Annotated in this window: 27 protein-coding genes; 13 read left to right on the top strand and 14 right to left on the bottom strand. The window is 51.5% G+C overall.

The window, feature by feature from the left end:
- Positions 1-45: 45 nt before the first annotated feature.
- From chbR to osmE, 5 genes are all read right to left on the bottom strand, one after another.
- Entirely contained in the window at positions 46-888 is an 843-nt protein-coding gene (gene chbR / locus EQY_RS0100910; protein ID WP_000983663.1) for a transcriptional regulator ChbR, read from the bottom strand.
- Between the two features lie 7 nt (positions 889-895).
- Entirely contained in the window at positions 896-1,246 is a 351-nt protein-coding gene (chbA, locus tag EQY_RS0100915; protein ID WP_000968919.1) for a PTS N,N'-diacetylchitobiose transporter subunit IIA, read from the bottom strand.
- Positions 1,247-1,296: 50 nt separating this feature from the next.
- Positions 1,297-2,655, bottom strand: a complete 1,359-nt coding sequence (chbC, locus tag EQY_RS0100920) for a PTS N,N'-diacetylchitobiose transporter subunit IIC (protein ID WP_000073031.1) — start codon at positions 2,653-2,655, stop codon at positions 1,297-1,299.
- A gap of 81 nt (positions 2,656-2,736) precedes the next feature.
- Positions 2,737-3,057 carry a PTS N,N'-diacetylchitobiose transporter subunit IIB gene (chbB, locus tag EQY_RS0100925; RefSeq protein WP_000412169.1) on the bottom strand — a complete coding sequence of 107 codons (321 nt, stop codon included), beginning with the start codon at positions 3,055-3,057 and terminating at the stop codon, positions 2,737-2,739.
- A 299-nt stretch (positions 3,058-3,356) separates the two neighbouring features.
- Entirely contained in the window at positions 3,357-3,695 is a 339-nt protein-coding gene (gene osmE / locus EQY_RS0100930) for an osmotically-inducible lipoprotein OsmE (protein WP_001039038.1), read from the bottom strand.
- Between the two features lie 200 nt (positions 3,696-3,895).
- On the opposite strand from osmE, the gene nadE reads away from it, so the two are divergent.
- Together nadE and cho are read left to right on the top strand one after the other, a co-directional pair.
- Complete coding sequence (gene nadE, locus EQY_RS0100935; RefSeq protein ID WP_000175023.1) at positions 3,896-4,723, top strand: NAD(+) synthase; 828 nt, start codon at positions 3,896-3,898, stop codon at positions 4,721-4,723.
- 229 nt (positions 4,724-4,952) lie between these two features.
- Positions 4,953-5,840 carry an excinuclease Cho gene (cho, locus tag EQY_RS0100940; RefSeq protein WP_000252346.1) on the top strand — a complete coding sequence of 296 codons (888 nt, stop codon included), beginning with the start codon at positions 4,953-4,955 and terminating at the stop codon, positions 5,838-5,840.
- Here the strand turns inward: cho and ves are convergent.
- The 7 genes from ves to astC form a co-directional block, all read right to left on the bottom strand.
- On the bottom strand, positions 5,800-6,375 hold the full coding sequence (gene ves / locus EQY_RS0100945; RefSeq protein ID WP_024212351.1) for an environmental stress-induced protein Ves: 576 nt from the start codon (positions 6,373-6,375) through the stop codon (positions 5,800-5,802). The two genes, cho and ves, sit on opposite strands and share 41 nt — an antisense overlap.
- Positions 6,376-6,577: 202 nt before the next feature.
- Positions 6,578-7,063 carry an ATP-independent periplasmic protein-refolding chaperone Spy gene (gene spy / locus EQY_RS0100950; protein ID WP_001228965.1) on the bottom strand — a complete coding sequence of 162 codons (486 nt, stop codon included), beginning with the start codon at positions 7,061-7,063 and terminating at the stop codon, positions 6,578-6,580.
- A 329-nt stretch (positions 7,064-7,392) separates the two neighbouring features.
- The gene (astE, locus tag EQY_RS0100955; protein ID WP_000368470.1) at positions 7,393-8,361 is read right to left on the bottom strand and encodes a succinylglutamate desuccinylase; all 969 of its coding nucleotides are present in this window, start codon (positions 8,359-8,361) and stop codon (positions 7,393-7,395) included.
- A complete protein-coding gene (astB, locus tag EQY_RS0100960) occupies positions 8,354-9,697 on the bottom strand; it encodes an N-succinylarginine dihydrolase (RefSeq protein WP_000993905.1) in 1,344 nt (447 codons plus the stop codon). The genes astE and astB overlap by 8 nt, the downstream gene beginning before the upstream one ends.
- Entirely contained in the window at positions 9,694-11,172 is a 1,479-nt protein-coding gene (gene astD / locus EQY_RS0100965) for a succinylglutamate-semialdehyde dehydrogenase (protein WP_000177302.1), read from the bottom strand. The genes astB and astD overlap by 4 nt, the downstream gene beginning before the upstream one ends.
- On the bottom strand, positions 11,169-12,203 hold the full coding sequence (gene astA / locus EQY_RS0100970) for an arginine N-succinyltransferase (RefSeq protein ID WP_000989449.1): 1,035 nt from the start codon (positions 12,201-12,203) through the stop codon (positions 11,169-11,171). Before astA ends, astD begins: the two co-directional genes overlap by 4 nt.
- A complete protein-coding gene (astC, locus tag EQY_RS0100975) occupies positions 12,200-13,420 on the bottom strand; it encodes a succinylornithine/acetylornithine transaminase (protein ID WP_000082024.1) in 1,221 nt (406 codons plus the stop codon). The genes astA and astC overlap by 4 nt, the downstream gene beginning before the upstream one ends.
- A gap of 444 nt (positions 13,421-13,864) precedes the next feature.
- On the opposite strand from astC, the gene xthA reads away from it, so the two are divergent.
- The 9 genes from xthA to ynjE all read left to right on the top strand — a co-directional run bounded on the left by xthA (position 13,865) and on the right by ynjE (position 22,211).
- On the top strand, positions 13,865-14,671 hold the full coding sequence (gene xthA, locus EQY_RS0100980; protein ID WP_000673949.1) for an exodeoxyribonuclease III: 807 nt from the start codon (positions 13,865-13,867) through the stop codon (positions 14,669-14,671).
- A gap of 166 nt (positions 14,672-14,837) precedes the next feature.
- A complete protein-coding gene (locus tag EQY_RS0100985) occupies positions 14,838-15,548 on the top strand; it encodes a TVP38/TMEM64 family protein (RefSeq protein ID WP_024212352.1) in 711 nt (236 codons plus the stop codon).
- A gap of 4 nt (positions 15,549-15,552) precedes the next feature.
- The gene (ydjY, locus tag EQY_RS0100990; RefSeq protein ID WP_000939193.1) at positions 15,553-16,230 is read left to right on the top strand and encodes a lipoprotein YdjY; all 678 of its coding nucleotides are present in this window, start codon (positions 15,553-15,555) and stop codon (positions 16,228-16,230) included.
- A 14-nt stretch (positions 16,231-16,244) separates the two neighbouring features.
- Positions 16,245-16,952: a TVP38/TMEM64 family protein gene (locus EQY_RS0100995; protein ID WP_000977122.1), complete on the top strand. Its 708-nt coding sequence runs from the start codon at positions 16,245-16,247 to the stop codon at positions 16,950-16,952.
- Positions 16,952-17,500 (top strand): carboxymuconolactone decarboxylase family protein, encoded by a 549-nt coding sequence (locus tag EQY_RS0101000; protein ID WP_000524100.1) that lies wholly within the window; start codon positions 16,952-16,954, stop codon positions 17,498-17,500. Before EQY_RS0100995 ends, EQY_RS0101000 begins: the two co-directional genes overlap by 1 nt.
- Before the next feature lie 9 nt (positions 17,501-17,509).
- Positions 17,510-18,676, top strand: a complete 1,167-nt coding sequence (locus tag EQY_RS0101005) for an ABC transporter substrate-binding protein (RefSeq protein WP_001215385.1) — start codon at positions 17,510-17,512, stop codon at positions 18,674-18,676.
- Entirely contained in the window at positions 18,649-20,184 is a 1,536-nt protein-coding gene (locus EQY_RS0101010; RefSeq protein ID WP_000224949.1) for an ABC transporter permease family protein, read from the top strand. The genes EQY_RS0101005 and EQY_RS0101010 overlap by 28 nt, the downstream gene beginning before the upstream one ends.
- Positions 20,184-20,837, top strand: coding sequence for an ATP-binding cassette domain-containing protein (locus tag EQY_RS0101015; protein WP_000882816.1), 654 nt, complete (start codon positions 20,184-20,186; stop codon positions 20,835-20,837). The genes EQY_RS0101010 and EQY_RS0101015 overlap by 1 nt, the downstream gene beginning before the upstream one ends.
- Positions 20,838-20,903: 66 nt before the next feature.
- Entirely contained in the window at positions 20,904-22,211 is a 1,308-nt protein-coding gene (gene ynjE, locus EQY_RS0101020) for a thiosulfate sulfurtransferase YnjE (RefSeq protein ID WP_024212353.1), read from the top strand.
- An 8-nt stretch (positions 22,212-22,219) separates the two neighbouring features.
- On the opposite strand, the gene EQY_RS0101025 is transcribed toward ynjE, so the two are convergent.
- Positions 22,220-22,840: a CDP-alcohol phosphatidyltransferase family protein gene (locus EQY_RS0101025; protein WP_000886995.1), complete on the bottom strand. Its 621-nt coding sequence runs from the start codon at positions 22,838-22,840 to the stop codon at positions 22,220-22,222.
- Positions 22,841-22,926: 86 nt separating this feature from the next.
- Between EQY_RS0101025 and nudG the strand changes: the two genes are divergently transcribed.
- Positions 22,927-23,340: a CTP pyrophosphohydrolase gene (gene nudG, locus EQY_RS0101030; RefSeq protein WP_000781860.1), complete on the top strand. Its 414-nt coding sequence runs from the start codon at positions 22,927-22,929 to the stop codon at positions 23,338-23,340.
- Here nudG and EQY_RS0101035 read toward each other — a convergent pair.
- On the bottom strand, positions 23,300-23,572 hold the full coding sequence (locus EQY_RS0101035; protein WP_000091758.1) for a YnjH family protein: 273 nt from the start codon (positions 23,570-23,572) through the stop codon (positions 23,300-23,302). The two genes, nudG and EQY_RS0101035, sit on opposite strands and share 41 nt — an antisense overlap.
- Positions 23,573-23,894: 322 nt before the next feature.
- Between EQY_RS0101035 and EQY_RS0101040 the strand changes: the two genes are divergently transcribed.
- Positions 23,895-24,471, top strand: a 577-nt coding sequence (locus EQY_RS0101040; protein WP_000373033.1) for a Glu/Leu/Phe/Val dehydrogenase dimerization domain-containing protein, incomplete at its 3' end; no start/stop codon positions are given.

Raw genomic sequence — 24,471 nt, forward strand, 5'->3', positions numbered from 1 at the left:
GGATAAATAAGGCACGCATGTAAATTTAATGATCAGTGACAATAGCTACTGATTAAATTCAGTCAATTTCTTACGATAACTATTTGGTGTAAAAGATGTTAGTTTCTTAAACGTTTTAATAAACAGGCTTGGGCTACTATAACCGGCTTCAAATGCAATATCAGTCACAGAATAGTTGGTCATTTCCAGTTGTTTTTTGGCAAAGTTAATGCGGATTTCATTAATAATCTGCATCGGCGTTTTGCCATAATATCGCTGAGTCGCACGCGTCAAATACTCCTGCGATTTAGCCGATAACATCACCATATTTTCCAGCGCATTTTCACTGAACTGCGCTTTATCATGCATCTTTTCAACCGTACTTTTTAACCACTGTGGCACATCATCAATCACCTGTTCTTCGCGGTAATGACGTAAACGGTTAATGACATAAAAAGTGACTATCTCAACAAATTCTTCCAGACCGGTTTCGCTGAAATTCAATGAAGAAATCACAGTTTCCACATAGGTAAGAAAAGTATTATTAGTTCGGTAAACCTGTGAAGCAACAAAGCAATAAGGCAACAACGGCAAATAATGCTGTTCAAAAAAACGTTTACTGATCCCAACGTTCAATATGCGCGTGGCACCAAACTCATAAAAACTTTGATGGTGTGATCCTAACGGAATAAAAACAAAATCGCCCCGTTCCAGCAACACGCGCTTACCGTTAATCTCCTGGAAATAACGACCAGTTAAAACCAGGGTAAATTCATAATAGTCATGCTGATGCAATCCAGTAATACTTTCCGTTTTATTGTAGATAAACACATGGAAATTTTTGCCATTAAACAACTGCTGTTCACGGGCAGTGGCAATTTCCGGCGCATTAATCACTGGCTGCATCATCGACTCCTTATGCCTTCAGTTTTTCATGAAGCTCAATTAATTCGGTAATCAGTTCACGTGCAAGCATGGAAGTCATTAAATGGTCCTGGGCGTGAACCAGCACCAGACTCACTTTCATCTTGCCTTCACCCGCGTCGCCTTCAATCAGTTTCGTCTGTACCAGATGCGCTTCATTCAAGGCCATCCGCGACTGATCCATCATGGCTTTTGCCGCTGCAAAATCACCCTGCTTCGCCTGCTTCAGCGCCGCATACGCCAGGCTGCGCGCTTGTCCGGAGTTGATGATAAGCCCCATCACCACTTCTTCCAGTTCCTCAGCTTCCGTTTGCGTATCAGGAATATTATCGAGATCCATCATACATCGTTCCTCTCTATTCTTACCGGCACGATTGCCCGTACCGGCATCGATTAAAATTTCAGGGCGTTAGCAATATCTTCTTCGCTCTCTTCTTTATCAATCACGTTCTGCGCTTTGTTTGCCACCACGACAAATGGCAGATATATCAGCGTTGCGATGCCAAGGTTGAAGAGTGCGACCAGCAATGCGGCGACGCTACCGTTAGTATTAAAGAAGGCTCCCAGACCAGTTGGCATGGTCCACGGTGCAATGTTTGTCACCGGTGGGATGATGCCCATGTAGTACGCCGCCAGAGTAATTGCCGCCAGAATCGGTTGCACCAGAACAAACGGGATAAACATCACCGGGTTCATGATAATCGGCAAGCCAAACAGAATCGGTTCGTTAATCTGGAAGATGCCCGACGGCAGCGCCAGTTTTGCCACCTGACGATAATCAGCACGGCGAGAAGCGATAAAGATAGCCAGGATCAGGCCTAAGGTTGCACCGCTGCCACCGAGGAAAATAAAGGAGTCCAGCATCGGCTTGGCCCAGATATGGAAGGTCTTACCGGCTGCCAGCGCCGCTTCGACGGAGCCATATTGTTGATAGGTGGCGATGTTTTCCAGCGCCCACGGCGTCATAATGCCGTTGTCCAGCGCGGTCAGCGCCAGTGCGCCGTGAATACCGAAGAACCACAGCAGCGGAACAAAGATCACATACGCCCAGCCGACCACGCTACCCAACGATGCCAGCGGCGTCGAGATGGTATCCATAATAATCTGATGGAAGTTAGTGCCCCAGGTATTCAACGCCCAGGCAATAATCCCCATCACAGAAAGAATAATAAAGCCGGGAATTAATGCTGAGAAAGAACGTGAGACCGATGTCGGTACACTGTCGGGTAATTTAATCACCCAGTTGCGGTGGACAATAAAGGTAAACATTTCTGCCACCACCAGGCCGATAATAATCCCGGAGATGATATTCGCGCCACCTAACCAATTGGCGCCGACCGCGTAAGCTTCACCGACACTATAAGGCGTGACGGTCATAAATGCCGCAACGGATAACAACCCTGCCGCGAGCGCATCGACTTTACGCTCTTCTGCCAGCGCCATACCGATAAAAAACGGCGCCATTAAAGACATAATCCCTAATGTTCCGTTGTATACGTTTCCGCCAATACCTTTCAGGCCATTAAGTGTTTCAATGGTTGAAGCGTCGAGGCGAATACCTAAGGAGTAAAAAAACGACCCCTCCCCAAAGCTCAGAAAAACGTTATTGATTAATACAAACATGGCCCCCGCAAGGGTTAACGGCATTAAGCGAATAAAACCGTTTTTGATTGCATTAACGTGTGGCTGTTTTCCTATTTTGACTGCAAAAGGGAGGAGTACCTTTTCAAGCGATGCAATAACATTACTCATAGAAAAATACCCTTAAAAACCGCAATTAAAGTATTGCGGTATAGATTTATGAAATAACTCTTTGACGGAAAAATTTAAAAATTAATTTGCTGCGGCTTTTTTAATTGCTGCAACTGCAGCCTTAAGCACGCCTAAACCATCGACTTTGCCATATAACAGTGAATCAATGACTTCAACGGGTTTGTTGGGTAACAAACGCTGGATTTCGGGCAACATATAAGCAATCTGCGGCCCTAATAACACGACATCGGCATTCTGACCTTTTTCACCCGCCAGTGTTTCCGGAAATGCTTCAATAATGACCGGAACTTCATATTTTTCTGCCTGTGCGCGCATTTTTGATACCAGTAAAGAGGTAGACATGCCCGCAGAACAAAACAGATAAATGTGTTTCTTTTCCATAAAACTGCCCTCATCAACGATTATCTGTCAGCCAGACACTCCGCAAGCCTTCACCTGCTTCCATGCTCTGGGTAACTTGCGAAACCAACATGACTTTTTTTGGTGGCTGAAAAGAGTATACGGTATTGACCTGAACGATAGTATTTCTTTGACCATACAAATTGTCTCTCCTTGACCTGTTGTTATGACCTCCTTCACATTTCGGTTAAATAATTCGCGACAATAAATAAGAACACGGGGCAAAAAAAACCGGCGCAATGGCCGGTTTCCGGTGTAACTCAAGCTTTCAGGCGAAGAAATTACTTCGCTGCTTGTGGATCGGTGTCGTATTCGGCACAGGTCTGATAGCCAGAGTTGATAACATGTCCGGTATCATCTAAGGCGACAAAATAGGTTTCTGCTTTACCATCACGTTGACCCAGGATATAGGTCTGGCAAGTACCACGAGCATGGATCATGCTCACTTCAGACGAAGGTTTACCCGCAATTTGTGCAACCTGCGCCCGGCTCATGCCTTTTTTGACGTCTTTCACCACAGGCTGTACAAACTGGTCTTTGGTACGATCATACGCCGTACAACCTGCCAGCATGGTTAATACCGCCGCTGCACCCAGAATTCCTGCCATATTCTTGTTCATATTCCGTCCTCTTGTTTATCAGCGTGTTAGATAAGCCTGGAACACATCGGGGGCTTTTTCAAGCCTGTGAACGAAACGGCTCCGCTTTCAGAGGATTCCTGTATGACGTTTTAACCGCCATTCAACCTGCTGTCGCTTGTCGTTTCAGTAGCAACGGGTTAGCTTTAAGGAAGTTTTATTTTTCTGTCTGGAGGGGTTCAATGACATTGCAACAACAAATAATAAAGGCGCTGGGCGCAAAACCGCAGATTAATGCCGAAGAGGAAATTCGCCGCAGCATCGATTTTCTGAAAAGCTATCTGCAAACCTATCCGTTCATTAAATCACTCGTACTTGGTATTAGTGGTGGTCAGGACTCCACTCTTGCCGGGAAACTGTGTCAAATGGCAATTAACGAGCTTCGTCAGGTAACGGGCAACGAGGCACTGCAATTCATTGCCGTGCGCCTGCCCTACGGTGTTCAGGCTGATGAACAGGATTGTCAGGACGCCATTGCCTTTATTCAACCGGATCGCGTATTAACCGTGAATATCAAGGGCGCGGTATTGGCCAGCGAACAGGCGCTGCGCGAAGCAGGTATTGAATTAAGCGATTTCGTTCGCGGCAATGAAAAAGCGCGTGAGCGGATGAAAGCGCAATACAGCATTGCAGGCATGACCAACGGTGTCGTGGTTGGCACCGATCATGCGGCAGAAGCCATTACCGGATTCTTTACTAAATACGGTGACGGTGGTACTGACATTAACCCGCTATACCGTCTGAACAAGCGTCAGGGTAAACAGTTACTGGCGGCATTAGGTTGCCCGGAACATCTCTATAAGAAAGCACCCACCGCCGATCTGGAAGATGACCGCCCTTCTCTGCCGGATGAAGTGGCGCTTGGCGTCACTTATGACAACATTGATGACTATCTGGAAGGGAAAGCCGTGCCCGAACAGGTCGCCAGAACAATAGAAAACTGGTATCTGAAAACCGAACATAAACGCCGTCCGCCAATTACCGTTTTCGATGATTTCTGGAAAAAGTAATAATTTGCACATAATGGCTTGTACGCAAAAACGTACTTTGTTCATGCCGGATGCGGCGTGAACGCCTTATTCGACCTACAAAACTTCGCAAATTCAATTCATTGCAGGGGGCGAGTCGGCATGATAAGCGTAGCGCATCAGGCGGTATTACTTTTGTCATCGACCCGCCTCTTTTTTAATCGTTTCCCGCCTGTTACACTGGATAAATAACCAGCACCTGGAGTCAACAGTGGTACGGCGTTTAACTTCCCTGCGGCCAGAATTTGAAGCGGCGGCAATCTACGAATATCCCGAACATTTACGTTCATTCCTTAATGACTTACCCACCCGACCAGGGGTGTATCTGTTTCATGGCGAAAGTGACACCATGCCGCTCTATATCGGCAAAAGCGTTAATATCCGCAGCCGGGTGCTTTCTCATTTACGCACTCCGGATGAAGCCGCCATGCTGCGGCAATCCCGGCGAATTAGCTGGATCTGCACCGCAGGCGAAATCGGTGCGCTACTCCTTGAAGCGCGATTAATTAAAGAACAACAGCCACTGTTTAATAAACGCTTGCGCCGTAATCGCCAGCTCTGTGCCCTGCAACTGAATGAAAAGCGTGTCGATGTGGTGTATGCCAAAGACGTGGATTTTTCTGCCGCAGCAAACTTATTCGGCCTGTTTGCCAACCGTCGTGCGGCTTTACAAGCATTACAGACCATCGCCGATGAACAAAAACTTTGTTATGGCTTGCTCGGGCTGGAACCGTTAAGTCGCGGGCGCGCTTGTTTTCGTTCGGCGCTAAAACGTTGCGCCGGGGCGTGCTGCGGTAAAGAGAGCCATGACGCTCATGCGCTACGTTTGCGTCAGTCTCTGGAGCGTTTGCGGGTTGTTTGTTGGCCATGGCGAGGTGCGGTGGCGCTGAAAGAACAGCATCCGGAAATGACGCAATATCATATTATTCATAACTGGCTGTGGCTGGGTGCCGTTAATTCGCCGGAAGAGGCAGCAACGTTAATTCGCACACCCGCCGGGTTTGATCACGACGGTTATAAAATCCTCTGTAAACCTCTGCTTTCCGGTAACTATGAAATCACTGAACTTGATCCGGAGAATAGCCTGCCAGCCAGTTAATTTCACTGAACAGCAGTTTGCCTTGCGGTTGCAAAAGCCGCAGGGTGTGCCTTCCGTCGTACCAGCACGCGCCCTGGTCGGTAGTCAACAGCTTGTCGCCCAGTTGCCACGCGCCACTAATTACAAACACCACCCCACCGCGTGAGCCAAAAGTGGTGAACGTGCGATCGGCAATTCTGACTTTCGCCTTACAGGCATCAAGGCGCGTCATAATGTTGAAATCCATCGACATCTTACCTTCAGTCAGTTTCGCTTTTACCACCTGATCCGCAGCGAAAGCAAAAGGCTGTAGCGGTTTTAAGGTATGGCTAAAACGGTTAGTGCTTTCAAGGAGCATCTCACCGCCTTCCAGCAGCGTCACGCTCCTTTCCATTCCCGGAAACAAAGAAAACTCACCATTTGCCGCAATGGAAGCAATGCTGGCACGCCAGTAAAAATCACGTTTTGCCGGAGGAAAGCTACAGATTTCACGAGTTTCACCGGCAGCGTTTCGCCACAGGTTCACCGACATTTTACGCATATCAAAGTATTCCATACTCGCTCCCGGCATGCTCTTTTCATTGTTATCGTTCAGGCAACCGTGGATTGTTATCGGCAACTCGGGTGATTTACCTTAGTGGTGATTAGACTTTTTTTGCAAAAGTTGAAGAACAGAAAAGAAAACCGCCGATCCTGTCCACCGCATTGCTGCAAGGTAGTGGACAAGACCGGCGGTCTTAAGTTGTCAGGCTGAAAGATTATTCAGCAGTTGCAGGCATTTTACCTTTTGCCGCAGGGCGTTCTGTCAGGCGCTTCTCAAAATTAGCATTAAATTGCTTTTTCTGCTCCGGCGTCAGGATGTTGTAAATCTTGTTCTGGGTTTCCAGGTGCGCCAGCATGTTAGCTTTGCGCTGTTCTTCCATTTTTGCGATCTGCGCTTCAGCTTTCGCTTTGTCGAAGGTATCGCTGGCAATAATGTCATGCATTGCGCGGCGTTCTTCCAGCGGCGGGCGTTTCATCTGGTCACGCTGACCTTTCATGATTTCGCGAATCTGCTGTTTCTGCGCGTCGGTCAGGTTCAGATCTTTAAACATCATGTCGTGATGCGGACCGAATTTACCTTTATGGTGCATCATCGGCTTCGCGTCAGCCGGTGCTGCAGTAGTGGTATCGGCGGCATGGGCCAGGTTAGCCGCGCCAAAAGCCAGGGTAGAGGCAACAAACAGTGCAGTTAATTTACGCATATTCTATATCCTTCCTTTCAGTTATTTATTACGGCTTTCTTCAGTAGCGTGCCGTGTTGACGAGATTAACTTTACTGACTTTAGCGTCAATTAATCAGAGCAACGGTAAAACAATGAAAGTGTAAAAAACACTTTTGCGCCAATTATGGAGAAAAAAAGAAAATTTGATGGAGAGTGATGATGAAATATTACAACACACTGATTTTGCAGAAATTATGAAGAACTATACCTGATGACCGGTGATAAATAAAGCAAATAACCAGGATTAATCCGCATTATTTCATTAAAAAGCCAGTAAATACCCGCAGAATGATTTCTGCGGGCAAGTATTAGGTTATTTTTTCCAGCATTAATCCCGCACGTAATCCCGTCGCCACCAATGGATTAGGGAATAACACATACTCAACATCATGAGTCACAGTAAAGTGTTCCTCACCATCCTGCGCCAACAACGTTCCTTTCTTAAACGGCGTGAAGTTCAGCGTCTCGCTTGCCATATGCAGTTCGAAGGATGATGAGTGGCGGGTAATTTGCGAAACGACCCGATAGCGTAGCGGCGACTTTCTCTCAGTACCGACACTCACGCCAGATAACAGCGCAGCAATCGCGCTGGCGGTGGGTGAAAACTGGCGAAGATCGTTTTTGCCAAATGGCAATGCTTTACCAAGTTCCAGCGTACACGCCAGTGCACCGAAATGTTCGGCACTAAAATGGGTAAACGTGCCCCCCGGCGCCTGGTGAAACACCAATGCCTCCAGCCCTGCCGCACCCAGCCATGTCAGAAAGTTTTCGTCCCAGGGAATATTACGTTGCGGTAAAACACCAAACCGTGGGTGATACGAACCACGAATCGCGGTATGCAGATCAAGATGCCAGCGGACAGACTCTTTACCCTGTTCATAAAAATCTTCCAGACACTGTTCCAGCTCGCGCGCACGGCACGTTTCGCCGCTTTCGGCAAATCGCTGCCAGCGTCCGCCAAACATGCGATTCATATCACTATGGCAATAACGTGTTCCTTGCTTCAGCGCCGGGGGATTTCCAAGGATCGCCAGTAACCGCCAGCGTAGAGGGATCTCGCCGTGGAGAATCGCGCCAAGCAAAGCATCAAGCATTTCTACCGGCGCGGTTTCATTACCGTGTATTCCCGCAGAAATCACCAGCGCACCTTGCGGTGGCGTTAACGGCGTCAGTTCCAGCACACCATCACCCAGCCAGCGCCAGCGAATACCGTTGCTTTCCCTCTCACTCATGGCTGGTTTTTTGCCCGTTAAGGTCAGGGCAAGAAAATTATCCATTGCTCCCTCCCTCACGCTGAAACGGATAAACCGAACCGAGATTCAGTAAACGGGTCAGCGAATCCAGGGCTTCCCTTCCTTCACGCAGCAATTGCGGGTCGGAAAGATCGGCGGCAGTAAGACGATCGCGATAGTAGCGATCCACCCAGTCATTGAGCGTATTAAACAAGGTATCGTTCATCATCACAGCCGGGTTTACCGTCTGATATTCTTCTGCCGTCAGCACCACACGTAACCGCAGGCACGCCGGGCCTCCGCCGTTTGCCATGCTTTCGCGTAAATCAAAAACTTTCAGCTCGCTTATCGGGTTATCGGCAGCAAGCAATTCATTGAGATAACGCCATACTCCAGCATGTTCCCGACACTCCTGTGGCAGCACCAACACCATCGAACCATCATCACGGCTCAGTAACTGGCTGTTAAACAGATAAGTCGAGACAGCATCCGCTACGGAAACCTGTGCCGCCGGAACTTCTATCACCATAAAACCGTTCACCCGCGCGCGCAGGTTTGCCAGTAATTGCGCCTGGTGGGCGAACGCCTGCTGATGGCAAAACAGCACCTGGCGGTTGCTCACCGCAATCACATCATTATGAAAAACGCCCTGGTCGATGACGTCCGGATTTTGCTGGGCGAAAATCACCTGCTGTGGATTCACCTGATTCAACCTGGCGACCGCCTCACTGGCTTCGCGGGTTTGCCGCGCCGGATAACGGGAAGGTCGCGTGCCATTGCCCTCTTCTCGGCCATAGACGAAAACCTGTATACCCGGATCACCATAGTTACCACCGAGCCGATTGTGGTTTGCCGCCCCCTCATCCCCCAGCATCGCCACCTGCGGCAGAGCAGAATGAACGGTGAACTTCTCTTCATCGTTAAAAATCGCTTTTAACAGCGACTCGGTGACGGGCGCTTCCAGCGAACGGTGAAATTTGTTGTTCAGGTTGGCGACGGTCAGATGCACTTTGCCATCCAGCGTATCAGCGGATGGCGCTACCGTGGCTGCATTCGCTACCCACATTGGCGAAGCGGAACTGACGCTGGAAAGCCAGTGCGGAGCCTGACGGGCAACCTTTTCCAGAACGTGTTCATCGCTGCCGCTAAATCCCAGTTGACGCAAAACCGGGATAAACGGTCGCTCGTGCGGCGGGATCACCGCCTGCGGGAATCCCGCATCAGCAAGGGTTTTCATTTTCAGTAAGCCCTGTTTCGCCGCCAGTCGCGGGTTAGACACCTGAAAACGGTGGCGGGTAGAGGCTTCATTGCCAAACGACAGCCCCGCGTAATGATGCGTCAGCCCCACCAGCCCGTCGAAATTCACTTCCCGGGCGTTCATGGCACCACCTCATCGGAAAAATCAAGCCCGGGATTAAGCGTAGTGGGCAGCGTTAATGAAGATGATTCAAGACTTGCCATCGGCCAGGCACAATAATCAGCGGCGTACCAGGCACTTGGTCGGTGGTTGCCGGAAGCGCCAACGCCACCGAATGGTGCAGTACTGGCAGCGCCGGTAAGCGGTTTGTTCCAGTTGACGATCCCCGCCCGCGCTTCCAGTAACAGTTGATCGAACTTTTCCCGCTCCGGTGACACCAGCCCGCAAGAGAGGCCAAAGCGAGTGTTATTCGCCATCTTAATCGCCTCATCAAAGGTGTCATAACGCCAGACGCGCAATAGCGGCCCAAACACTTCTTCATCCGGCACGCCAGCAATGCCCGTCATTTCGATGATCCCCGGCGTCAGCAACGATGTTCCTGCGCGCAGTAAGCGTGGTGCAAGCAGCGTTCGTCCCCCCATTGCTTCCAGTTCCTGCCAGGCAGAAACAACCTGCTGCGCGGCCTGCTCTGATATCAGCCCGCCAATAAATGGCTGTGGTTCGTCATCCCAGTTACCTGGCGTTAACCGCTGGCTGACGGCAACCAGGCGAGCAAGGAACGCATCGCCCTGCGCCCCGCGTTTAAGCATTAAACGGCGGGCGCAAGTGCAGCGTTGCCCGGCAGTGACAAATGCTGACTGAATAGTCAGATGCACTGCGGCGTCGATATCCGCCACGTCATCAATAATCAGCGGGTTATTGCCGCCCATTTCAAGGGCGAGGATTTTTTCCGGCTGACCAGAAAGCTGGCGATGCAACTGGTAGCCCGTGTTGGCGCTGCCGGTGAACAGCAAACCGTCGAGGTCTTCCAGCGCACTCAGCGCCTGACCCGTTTCGCGCCCACCCTGCACCAGATTCAACACCCCCGACGGCAAGCCTGCCTGCTGCCATAAGCGCATTACCACCTCGCCACTCCACGGTGTCAGTTCGCTGGGTTTAAAGATAATTGTGTTGCCTGCCAGCAGCGCCGGAACGATATGCCCGTTCGGCAAATGCCCTGGGAAATTGTACGGTCCAAACACGGCCAGTACGCCGTGCGGGCGATGGCGCAAACTCGCCGCACCGTCTGGCATTTCGCTGCGCTGCTCGCCCGTGCGCACGTGATACGCCTTGATTGATATCGCGATTTTATTAATCATCGCCGTCACTTCGGTTGCCGCTTCCCAGCGCGGCTTACCCGTTTCTCTGGCAATAATCGCCGTTAATTCGGCTTTATTGCTTTCCAGCAGTCCGGCAAAGCGTTCAACTCTTACCTGACGATCGCCAAAGGAGAGCCGCGCCCAACGCGGAAACGCGGCGCGTGCAGCACGACAAGCCAGCTCCACCTGAGCGGCATCGGCATCATTGCCTTGCCATAATACGTCGCCCGATACCGGATTATGCTTCACGCGAAGTGCGCCCTGCCCCGTCACCCAGTCGCCGTTGATCCATAAAGTCATGTTGTTTTCTCCTCTGCGCACAGGCGCACCAGACGAACGCGTTCCCCGGCGTGGCACTTGAGAGCGTCCAGTTGTGCGGCGGTTAAAATCAAACGCTGGGTTGCCGGATCGGCACGCACCAGTACCACGCGGAAATGGTAATAATTTTCATTGGCGACCAGACAGGCCGGGAAATCCCCCTGCGCTGGCTGCCCTTCCGCTACTTCCACCAGCCGACTTTTGCGGATGGCGCGAACGCGGTCGATGTCACACTCCAGCGTCGGCCCACCGTCGAAGATATCGATATAGTTACGGTAGCGAAAACCTTCTTTTTCCAGCACCGCACGCGCGGGGGCTGTTTGCGGATGCACCTGGCCGATAACGTCCTGTGCTTCCTGGGATAAAAAGTCCGTATAGATCGGATGTTTTGGCATCAGTTCAGCGATAAACGCCTTTTGACCAGTACCGCAGAGAAAATCAGCGCGGCTAAAATCCATCGAAAAGAAGCGTTTACCGAGGCTTTGCCAGAACGGCGAATAGCCGTGTTCGTCAATCACGCCGCGCATTTCGGCGACCACTTTGTCGTTAAACTTGTCACGAAAAGCCGCCATAAACATAAAGCGCGATTTCGACAGCAAATAGCCATTGCCCTCTTTGCGCCACTCCGGGTCGAGAAACAGCGTGCATAACTCACTGCTTCCGGTGTGATCATTACTGAGAAACAGCGTCGGTAGCGCGTTATAGACATTCAACTCTTTCGAAGCGTGAACCAGCGTACCGACGCGATAGTTGTACCAGGGATCGTTCAGCCCGACAGCCACCTCAATGGCACAAATACCCGCCACGGTGCCTGTCTCGCTCTCTTCCAGCACGAACACATAACCTTGCTCGCTTTCGGGTAATTCGCCCTGCCAGGTTTTAATGGATCTGTCGATACGCGCCGAAAGCGTGGCTTCATTGGCAGGGAGTGACGTCAGGCCACCGCCCGTTTTACCTGCAAGCTGCATTAAGGCTGCGACATCGGTACGCTCAACGGGACGGATGACCATCATGATGAACCCCGGCTAACAAAGTGTTCGCAAGTAGCGGCAAAGCGATCCAGGCCGGTTGTCACCTCTTCTTCGCTGACGTTGAGCGCCGGTGCAAAACGCACCACGTTGCCACCCGCAATCAGCACCATCACGCCTGCTTTCGCCGCCTCCTGAGAGATCAGTTTCGCTTGTCCGGCGTAATCCGCATTCAGCACACAGCCAATCAACAGACCTAATCCGCGAATTTCACTGAACAAACCGCAGCGATGATTAATGGTATTAAGACGCTCAACAAACCAGTCGTGACGCCGTTTGACACCAGTAAGCATCTCTGGCGTGTTGATGAGATCAAGCACTTTACCCGCCACCGCCGAGGCCAGCGGATTACCACCATAAGTGGTGCCGTGAGTGCCAACGGTCATCACCCGGCCGCACTCTTCGGTTGCCAGCAGCGCACCAATCGGGAAACCGCCGCCCAGGGCTTTAGCGGTGGTCAGCAGATCGGGCGTCACCCCGTAGTGCATATAGGCATACAGTTCACCGGTGCGCCCGACGCCGGTTTGTACCTCATCGAAAATCAGCAATGCATTGTGGCGATCGCATAACTCACGCAATCCCTGCAAAAATGCCTTGCTGGCTGGCACCACGCCGCCTTCGCCCTGTACTGGCTCGACGATCACCGCGCAGGTGGAGTCGTCAATCAGCGCACTGGCAGAATTAATATCGTTATACGCGGCGTGGCGGATATCCGGCGGCAGTGGCGCGAAATCCTGTGAATAGGCTGGCTGCCCGCCCGCACTAACGGTAAACAGCGTGCGCCCGTGGAAAGCATTTTTAAACGCCACGATGCCGCTCTTATGGCTACCGTAGCGGTCGTGAGCGTATTTGCGCGCCAGCTTCAGCGCCGCTTCGTTAGCCTCCGCGCCGGAGTTACAAAAGAACACGCGATCGGCAAACGTCGCGTCAATGAGCTTTTTCGCCAGCCGTAATACCGGCTCGTTGGTGTAACCATTACCGGTATGCCAGAACTTACTCGCCTGCTCGTTCAGCGTCTCCCGCAGTTCCGGATGCGCATGACCCAGTGCGTTCACTGCAATGCCACCCGCGAAGTCGATATACTCTTTCCCCTGCTGATCCCACAAGCGCGAACCTTCGCCACGTACCGGAATAAACGGTGCCGGAGCGTAAACAGGTATCATCCATTCATCAAAATTTTCACGCGTAATTGGCTGAGACATAGCGACCCCTACAGTAAATAAATAGTTATTTATATGTTAATAATAAGTGACGATTACGCTGTAAATGTAGATTGCAGGGTTCGTGCCAGCCAGTGGTAAAAGTGCATAAACGGCGGCAGTTAACTGGAAATCAAGGCGTTACAACCCAGCGATATGCACCTGAAGTGCATATAAAGTGAATACGTTTGCGATACTGATGAATAAAAAGAATAAAAAACGAAATGTTATGCAGAAGTAAAATATAATTCTGGAATTGTGATCGTTGACGAAATTTACTGGAAATTACTGCGCCATTCTGACGCAGCCGCACCAAAAACGGGCATTTTTTGCGCCATCGTTGGCATCATTAACAACCATCGATCAAATCACTTAACAACAGGCAGTAAGCGCGGCGAATTTCTGCTAACATCCACGCACTCTTTATCTGAATAAATGGCAGCGACTATGAAATTTGTCTCTTTTAATATCAACGGTCTGCGCGCCAGACCACACCAGCTTGAAGCCATCGTCGAAAAGCACCAACCGGATGTTATTGGTCTGCAGGAGACAAAAGTTCATGATGATATGTTTCCGCTCGAACAAGTGGCAAAGCTTGGCTACAACGTCTTTTACCACGGGCAGAAAGGCCATTATGGCGTGGCGCTGCTGACCAAAGAGACGCCGATTACTGTGCGTCGCGGCTTCCCCGGCGACGGCGAAGAGGCTCAACGACGAATTATTATGGCGGAAATTCCCTCGCCGCTGGGTAATGTCACCGTAATCAACGGTTACTTCCCGCAGGGCGAAAGCCGTGACCATCCGATTAAATTCCCGGCGAAAGCGCAGTTCTATCAGAACCTGCAAAACTACCTGGAAACCGAACTCAAGCGTGACAATCCGGTGCTGATTATGGGCGATATGAATATCAGCCCCACCGACCTCGATATCGGCATTGGTGAAGAGAACCGCAAACGCTGGCTGCGTACCGGTAAATGCTCTTTCCTGCCGGAAGAACGCGAATGGATGGAGAGACTGATTAACTGGGGTCTGGTGGATACTTTCCGCCATGCGAACCCGGAAACGGCAGATCGCTTCTCGTGGTTTGATTACCGCTCAAAAGGTTTTGATGATAACCGTGGTCTGCGCATTGACCTGCTGCTCGCCAGCCAGCCGTTGGCGGAATGCTGCGTAGAAACCGGCATCGACTATGAAATCCGCAGCATGGAAAAACCGTCAGATCACGCCCCGGTGTGGGCGACCTTCCGCCGCTAATTTCTCTGTTCTCCTGACTCGCTCTGGGTCAGGAGAATTAACCTTGAGAAAAATCAACAAACTGTCAGTAATGATTTGTTGCCTGCCGTCCTTTGTTATACCGTCACTGCGTTTTTAGTTGTCTGACCACTTCTCTATTATCAAGTTTGATATAGGAAACTCCACGATGAACGCTGAGCGTAAATTTCTTTTTGCCTGTATTATTTTTGCGCTGGTCATTTACGCTATCCATACTTTCGGTTTATTCGATCTGCTCATCGATTTACCTCACTTGCAGGCGCTCATTCGCCAGAGCGGATTTTTCGGTTATAGCCTCTATATTCTGTTATTCATCATCGCCACCCTCTTTCTGTTGCCGGGTAGCATACTGGTGATCGCCGGTGGTATAGTCTTTGGCCCGCTCTTAGGGACGTTTCTTTCACTAATTGCCGCCACGCTGGCCTCATCATGCTCCTTCCTGTTGGCGCGCTGGCTGGGGCGTGATTTACTGCTGAAATACGTTGGTCATAGCCACACTTTCCAGGCCATAGAAAAAGGTATTACGCGTAACGGTATCGATTTTCTTATTTTGACCCGCTTAATCCCGCTATTTCCTTACAATATTCAAAATTATGCTTATGGATTAACCGCCATCTCCTTCTGGCCTTATACCCTTATTTCGGCATTAACTACTCTGCCCGGAATAGTAATTTATACCGTAATGGCAAGCGATCTCGCCAGTGAAGGCATTACGCTGCGCTTTATTTTAAAACTCTGTCTGGCAGGACTGGCGCTGTTTATTCTCGTCCAGTTCGCCAGACTCTACGCCCGACACAAACACGTGGATCTGTCTGCTTCGCGCCGCAGCCCACTAACTCACCCCAAAAATGAAGGATAGAACGATGTTGCAACATTATTCAGCGTCATGGAAAAAAGGACTGGCTGCCCTGTGTTTACTGGCAGCCGCAGGGCTTAGTGGCTGCGATCAAAAAGAGAACACCGGAGCAAAAGTGGAATACGACGGGCTTTCCGCCAGCCAGCCACTGCGTGTCGATGCCAATAACCATACGGTCACCATGTTAGTGCAAATTAATGGCCGTTTTCTGACAGACGATACCCGCCACGGCATTGTGTTTAAAGATGGCTCCAACGGACATAAATCGCTGTTTATGGGTTATGCGACCCCGAAAGCATTTTATGAAGCCCTGAAACAGGCCGGTGGCACGCCGGGCGAAAACATGACGATGGATAATAAAGAAACGACCCATGTGGCGGGCAGCAAACTGGATATTTCGGTCAACTGGCAAGGGGCGGCAAAAGCGTATTCCTTCGATGAAGTGATTGTCGATAGCAATGGCAAGAAACTGGACATGCGCTTTGGCGGTAATTTAGCAGCGGCAGAAGAGAAGAAAACTGGCTGCCTTGTGTGTCTCGATAGCTGCCCGGTCGGTATCGTCAGCAATGCGACATACACTTATGGGGCAGTGGAAAAACGCAGTGAAGTGCAATTCAAAGGTAATGCGTCGGTTCTCCCGGCAGATAACACGCTGGCAACGGTTACCTTTAAAATCGCCGAATAAAACCAGGATAAAGGATGATGAAAATGCAATCGCGTAAAATCTGGTACTACCGTGCCACCATCATCATCCTGTTGATCGCTTCGCTGCTGGCATGGGCGCTGCTTCCTGGCGTCCATGAGTTTATCAATCGCAGCGTTGCGGCGTTTGCCGCCGTCGATCAACAGGGTATAGAACGCTTTATTCAGTCTTACGGCACACAAGCGGCTGTGGTCTCGTTCTTCTTGATGATCTTACAGGCCATTGCCGCGCCGCTGCCTGCGTTTTTGATAACCTTTGCCAATGCGTCGCTGTTTGGCGCATTCTGGGGCGGCTTGCTGTCTTGGACCAGTTCGATGGCGGGCGCGGCGCTGTGCTTTTTTATCGCCAGAGTGATGGGCCGCGAAGTGGTGGAAAAGTTAACCGGCAAAACCGTGCTTAACAGCATGGACGGCTTTTTTACTCGCTACGGCAAACACACCATCCTGGTATGTCGGTTATTGCCTTTTGTCCCTTTCGATCCTATCAGCTATGCTGCCGGATTGACTTCAATACGTTTTCGCTCGTTTTTTATCGCCACCGGGCTTGGTCAGCTACCCGCAACCATCGTCTATTCCTGGGCGGGCAGCATGTTAACGGGAGGTACATTCTGGTTTGTCACCGGGCTGTTTATTCTGTTTGCCCTGACCGTGGTGATATTTATGGCGAAAAAAATATGGCTTGAACGCCAGAAGAGGAATGCCTGATGGGTTTACCGCCGCTTAGCAAAATTCCTTTGATTTTACGTCCGCAGGCGTGGCTGCATCGTCGCCATTATGGCGAGGTGCTAAGTCCTATTCGCTGGTGGGGGCGAATTCCGTTTATCTTTTATCTGGTGTCGATGTTTGTCGGCTGGCTGGAGCGCAAACGCTCACCGCTCGATCCGGTGGTGCGATCGCTTGTCAGCGCACGCATTGCACAAATGTGTCTGTGTGAATTTTGCGTAGATATCACCAGTATGAAAGTCGCGGAGCGTACCGGCAGCACTGACAAACTGCTGGCGGTGGCTGACTGGCGGCAAAGCCCGCTGTTCAGCGATGAGGAGCGGCTGGCGCTGGAATACGCCGAAGCCGCGAGCGTTACACCGCCAACGGTCGATGATGCCCTGCGTACCCGACTGGCTGCCCATTTTGACGCTCAGGCGCTCACCGAGCTGACAGCATTGATCGGCCTGCAAAATCTGTCAGCCCGTTTTAACTCTGCCATGGACATTCCCGCTCAGGGGCTGTGCCGTATTCCTGAAAAACGTTCTTAAGGAGAGATAATGCGCCATTGTGTGTGGTTGCTGGGATTGTTATCGCTGTTTTCTTTGGCAACACATGCCAGTGACTGGCAGGAAATCAAAAACGACGCCAAAGGGCAAACCGTCTGGTTTAACGCCTGGGGCGGCGATACCGCAATTAACCGCTATCTCGACTGGGTTAGCGGCGAGATGAAAACCCATTACGCTATAAACCTGAAGATTGTCCGTCTGGCGGATGCCGCAGACGCAGTAAAACGCATTCAGACCGAAGCCGCAGTCGGGCGCAAAACAGGCGGTTCGGTGGATCTGCTCTGGGTGAACGGCGAAAACTTCCGCACCTTAAAAGAGGCCAATTTATTACAAACGGGCTGGGCGGAGACTCTACCCAACTGGCATTACGTCGATACGCAACTGCCGGTACGGGAAGATTTTTCTGTACCTGTCGAAGGTGCAGAATCTCCGTGGGGTGGCGCACAACTGACGTTTATCGCCCGCCGCGATGTTACGCCACAGCCACCACAAACGCCGCAAGCATTGCTGGAGTTTGCCAAAGCCAATCCCGGCACGGTTACTTATCCGCGCCCACCAGACTTCACAGGCACGGCGTTTCTGGAACAGTTGCTGATTATGCTGACGCCAGACCCCGACGCATTAAAAGCAGCGCCGAACGATGCGACTTTCGCCCGGATCACTGCGCCCTTGTGGCAATATCTTGATGCACTGCATCCGTATTTGTGGCGCGAAGGAAAGGATTTTCCGCCCTCGCCTGCACGGATGGATGCCCTACTAAAAGCCGGTACATTGCGCCTGTCGCTAACCTTTAACCCCGCTCATGCCCAACAAAAAATAGCCAGCGACGATTTGCCAGCAAGCAGTTACAGCTTCGGCTTTAGCGAGGGGATGATTGGCAACGTGCATTTCGTCACCATTCCTGCCAACGCGAATGCCAGTGCTGCGGCGAAAGTTGTCGCCAACTTCCTGCTCTCACCCGATGCGCAACTGCGTAAAGCAGATCCTGCTATCTGGGGCGATCCTTCGGTTCTCGATCCACAAAAACTGCCTGACACGCAGCGTGAAACATTGCAATCAAGAATGCCGCAGGAGCTGCCACCGGTACTGGCTGAACCGCACGCGGGTTGGGTAAATGCGCTGGAACAAGAATGGCTACGCCGTTACGGTACGCATTAATCTTTCTGCTGTGGGCGATGGTGGCGGTGATTTATGCACCGCTGATCCCGGCTGCTTTCACGCTGATAGCGCCAGCCTTGTCGCTGACGCACTGGCAGGCGTTATTTGCCGACCCGCAGTTACCGCAGGCATTACTGGCGACGCTGGTTTCGACGACTATCGCGGCGGTCGGGGCGCTGTTGATTGCCCTGCTGGTGATTGTGGCGCTGTGGCCTGGCGCAAAATGGCTGCGTATGTGCGCCCGTCTGCCGTGGCTGCTCGCCATTCCCCACGTGGCTTTTGCCACCAGCGCCCTTCTGCTCTTTGCTGACGGCGGCCTGCTTTACGACTATTTCCCGTATTTCACTCCACCAATGGACAAATTGGGTATTGGGCTGGGTTTCACTCTGGCGGTGAAAGAAAGCGCATTTCTGCTATGGATCTTGTCAGCCGCGCTAAGTGAAAAACGGCTGCTACAGCAGGTTATAGTGATGGATTCACTGGGCTACAGCCGCTGGCAATCCCTGAACTGGCTGCTGTTGCCCTCCGCCGCTCCTGCGCTGGCAATGGCGATGCTGGCAATTGTCGCATGGACGCTGTCGGTCGTGGATGTGGCAATTATCCTCGGGCCAGGTAATCCACCGACGCTGGCAGTAATAAGCTGGCAGTGGTTAACCCAGGGCGACACCGATCAACAAATGAAAGGCGCGCTCGCCAGCCTGCTGCTGATGCTGTTACTCGCCGCCTGTGTTTTGCTGGGCTATCTGTTATGGCGCACCTGGCGGCACACCATTCCCCGTGAAGATGGCGTTCGCAAGCCGGCTGCGCCTTTACTGCCCGGCTATACGCTGGCGTGGTTTTTACCCTTAACCGGTGTGCTCTGTGTGGTTCTGCTGGCGATCCTCGCAGATCAGTCGACTAACAATCACGTGGCGCTGCTCAATAGCCTGACGATGGGACTGGTAGCGACGTTCATCGCTTTGATCCTGTTACTGCTATGGCTGGAATGGGGGCCACAGCGTCGCCAGTTGTGGTTATTGTTGCCCATTTTATTACCGGCACTGCCATTAGTGGCAGGCCAGTACACGCTGGCATTATGGTTGAATCTGGATGGTAGCTGGACGGCGGTGGTCTGGGGGCATCTGTTGTGGGTGATGCCGTGGATGCTGTTTATCCTGCAACCTGCCTGGCGGCGTATTGACTCACGGTTAATTTTAATTGCGCAGACGCTAGGCTGGTCGCGTGCCAAAATCTTCTTTTACGTGAAATGTCCTCTTATGCTACGCCCTGCGCTAATTGCATTCGCTGTCGGATTTTCAGTGAGTATTGCGCAATATATGCCGACGCTGTGGCTCGGTGCGGGACGTTTCCCGACGCTGACGACAGAAGCGGTGGCGTTAAGCAGCGGCGGCAGCAACGGTATTCTCGCCACCCAGGCTTTATGGCAACTGCTATTACCGCTTATTATTTTTGCCCTGACCGCCCTGCTTGCAAAATGGGTAGGTTATGTCAGACAAGGACTCCGCTAATGCTCTGCGTGAAAGATGTTTCGCTACGTTTGCCAGGAACCTGCTTACTAAAGGACGTCAACTTTACGGTCACTAAAGGTGACATTGTCACGTTAATGGGGCCGTCTGGCTGTGGGAAATCTACGCTGTTTTCCTGGATGATTGGTGCGCTGTCCGGGCAGTTTTCTTGTGCAGGTGAGCTTTGGCTCAATGAGCAACGCCTCGATAGCCTGCCGACTGCACAGCGCCAGATTGGTATCCTTTTCCAGGATGCGCTGCTATTTGACCAGTTCAGCGTCGGGCAAAATTTGCTGCTGGCGCTACCGGCGACACTAAAAGGCGTTGCAAGGCGCAATGCCGTGAATGATGCGCTTGAGCGTGCGGGACTTGGTGATACTTTCCATCAGGATCCGACAACTCTGTCTGGTGGTCAGCGGGCACGGGTAGCTCTGCTACGCGCCCTTCTCGCCCAACCCAAAGCATTATTACTCGATGAACCGTTCAGCCGTCTTGATGTGGCTCTGCGCGATAATTTTCGCCAGTGGGTGTTCAGCGAAGTTCGCGCCCTGGCGATCCCCGTCGTTCAGGTAACTCACGATCTCCAGGATGTTCCTCCTGATAGTTCTGTTCTGGATATGGCGCAGTGGTCAGAAAATTACAACAAACTGCGATAACGCAAAGTTTTTCTCAATGCGTCAGTTCAGAATGGCGCACTCAAAACTACAATGTCGGGATTTTCGATGAAACGTGTTTCTCAAATGACCGCGCTGGCAATGGCTTTAGGGCTGGCTTGCGCTTCTTCGTGGGCCGCTGAACTGGCGAAGCCTCTTACTCTTGACCAGCTTCAACAACAAAATGGCAAAGCGATAGATACTCGCCCCAGCGCGTTTTATAACGGCTGGCCACAAACTTTAAATGGCCCTTCCGGTCATGAGCCTGCCGCCTTAAACCTTTCTGCAAGCTGGCTCGACAAAATGAGCGCCGAACAGCTCAACGAGTGGATCAAGCAGCATAACCTGAAAACCGATGTGCCGGTGGCGTTATACGGTAATGACAAAGACGTCGACGCCGTCAAAACGCGTCTGCAAAAAGCAGGCTTTACGCATATCTCCATCCTGAGTGACGCGCTCAGCGAACCTTCCCGCCTGCAAAAATTGCCGCACTTTGAGCAACTGGTTTATCCGCAATGGCTGCATGACCTGCAACAAGGTAAAGAGGTTACGGCAAAACCTGCCGGTGACTGGAAAGTCATTGAAGCAGCCTGGGGCGCACCAAAGTTTTACCTTATCAGCCATATTCCCGGCGCTGACTACATCGATACCAACGAAGTTGAAAGCGAACCGCTGTGGAACAAAGTTTCCGATGAGCAACTGAAAGCGATGCTGGCAAAACACGGCATTCGCCATGACACCACGGTCATTCTGTACGGGCGAGACGTTTACGCAGCAGCACGTGTGGCGCAGATTATGCTGTACGCAGGCGTGAAAGATGTACGCCTTCTGGACGGCGGCTGGCAAACCTGGTCCGATGCGGGGCTGCCCGTTGAGCGCGGTACGCCACCGAAAGTGAAGCCGGAACCTGACTTCGGCGTGAAGATCCCGGCGCAACCGCAACTGATGCTCGATATGGAGCAGGCACGTGGACTGCTGCATCGTCAGGATGCTTCACTGGTAAGCGTTCGTTCATGGGCTGAATTTATTGGCACCACCAGCGGCTATGACTACATCAAGCCAAAAGGAGATATCCCAGGTGCTCGTTGGGGTCATGCAGGCAGCGACTCAACGCATATGGAAGATTTCCATAATCCGGACGGCACCATGCGTACTGCGGATGACGTCGCGGCAATGTGGAAAGAATGGAATATCCGGCCAGATCAACAAGTCTCGTTCTATTGCGGCACCGGCTGGCGCGCCTCAGAAACCTTTATGTATGCGCGCGCGATGGGCTGGAAGAATGTCTCCGTTTACGATGGCGGCTGGTATGAATGGAGCAGCGATCCGAAAAATCCGGTAGCAACCGGTGAACGCGCCCCGGACAGTAGCAAATAACACGGCAATTACTGACGCTGAAGCGACTTCAGCGTCAGATACCCACTCCACACTCGCGTAAATGTTGTCATCCAGCACAGCGCGCCAAATACCCATGCCAACCACGGAAAATAGGCCGGAAAGAGGCAACTCAGAATAAACAGCAAAATCGTCTCGCTGCCTTCGGTTAATCCCCCCAGATAGTAAAACGACTTATGTGCATAACCGGGGTTATCAATCTGATGTTTCGCCGCCAGCGCAGCAAATGCGAGAAAACTGCTGCCCGTGCCAATAAACGCAAACAGCAGCCAGCCGCCCGCCAGCGCATTTTGTTCCGGTGCGGCGAGAATAAACCCGAACGGCACCAGCGCGTAAAAGAGAAAATCGAGAGAAATATCAAGAAAACCGCCTGCGTCAGTTAACCCTCTGCGCCTCGCCAGCGCGCCGTCCAGTCCATCAAGCAACCTGTTGAGCAAAATGGCAATCAGCGCCGCCAGATACCATCCCAGTGCCAGAAACGGCAAGGCCAGCACGCCGATGGCAAACCCCACTAACGTTAAACCATCTGGCGTTATACCGGGTCTATCAAGAACCCGCACACACTGATGCAACAACGGTTTAATTCGCGGATGAAGATGGCGGTCTAACACAGGTACTCCTTACATATAAAGCCCTTCTGATCGGGCAACACTGCGGATATTATGACATTTTTCCTGTATTCGACCGTGGGTAATTTATGAAAATGATTGAAGTTGTTGCCGCCATTATCGAACGGGATGGCAAAATTTTACTCGCACAACGCCCCGCCCATAGCGATCAGGCGGGGTTATGGGAGTTTGCCGGTGGCAAAGTCGAGGCGGATGAAAGTCAGCCACAGGCGCTGGTACGGGAATTGCGCGAAGAACTGGGCATTGACGCAACGGTTGGTGAATATGTTGCCAGCCATCAGCGGGAAGTGTCTGGCCGGATTATCCATCTTCATGCCTGGCACGTACCGGACTTCCACGGTACGTTACAGGCACACGAACATCAGGCGCTGGTCTGGTGTCTGCCAGAGGAAGCATTGCAATATCCGCTGGCTCCTGCTGATATTCCACTACTTCATGCGTTTATGGCTTTACGCGCCGCCAGACCAGCGGATTGGTGCTAATGGTTTTGTCATCCCGCTGGCATTGCAGCAGTATCCCCTCCGCTTTAATCACTGCGCCCTCCGAATAATTTTGATCCTGATAAACGCAGCACTGGTTACAGGGCTGCGCCGATTTCCCGCCAGAACTAAACACCTCCGACGGCACATTCACTTCCACATCCGGACGGTATTGCGGGTTAGCCAGCGCAAATAATGGAAATACCAACGCTACGGCGAGTAATGTTCGACTCACAGGAAACTCCTTATTTTTCGTTGCCTCTGCTACTGATAACGGTTACCAGGCGGAAAAACTTTAGCATCTGGTAGCCGGATGCGGCGTGAACGCCTTATCCGCCTACGCTCCACTCTTGAAAATGCGCCCGTTTTTTCAGGTCTGATAAAACGCACCTGACATTAGGTGACTTTTATAACTACCACACATTATTAATTTGCTTTCCGGTTTCATTTTTTTCTTGCTTACCGTCACATTCTTGATGGTATAGTCAAAAACTGCAAAAGCACATGACATAAACAACATAAGCACAATCGTATTAATATATAAGGGTTTTATATCTATGGATCAGACATATTCTCTGGAGTCATTCCTCAACCATGTCCAAAAGCGCGACCCGAATCAAACCGAGTTCGCGCAAGCCGTTCGTGAAGTAATGACCACTCTCTGGCCTTTTCTTGAACAAAATCCAAAATATCGCCAGATGTCGTTACTGGAGCGCCTGGTTGAACCGGAGCGCGTGATCCAGTTTCGCGTGGTGTGGGTTGATGATCGCAATCAGGTACAAGTTAACCGTGCCTGGCGTGTCCAGTTCAGCTCCGCCATTGGCCCGTATAAAGGCGGTATGCGTTTCCATCCGTCCGTAAATCTCTCCATTCTTAAATTCCTCGGCTTCGAACAAACCTTTAAAAATGCCCTGACTACCCTGCCGATGGGCGGTGGTAAAGGCGGCAGTGATTTTGATCCAAAAGGGAAAAGTGAAGGCGAAGTGATGCGTTTTTGCCAGGCGCTGATGACCGAACTGTACCGTCATCTGGGTGCAGATACCGACGTTCCGGCGGGCGATATCGGCGTTGGTGGTCGTGAAGTCGGCTTTATGGCGGGGATGATGAAAAAGCTCTCCAACAATCCCGCCTGCG

Origin of the sequence: Escherichia sp. TW14182 (assembly GCF_000208525.1) — a bacterium.
GTDB lineage: Bacteria > Pseudomonadota > Gammaproteobacteria > Enterobacterales > Enterobacteriaceae > Escherichia > Escherichia ruysiae.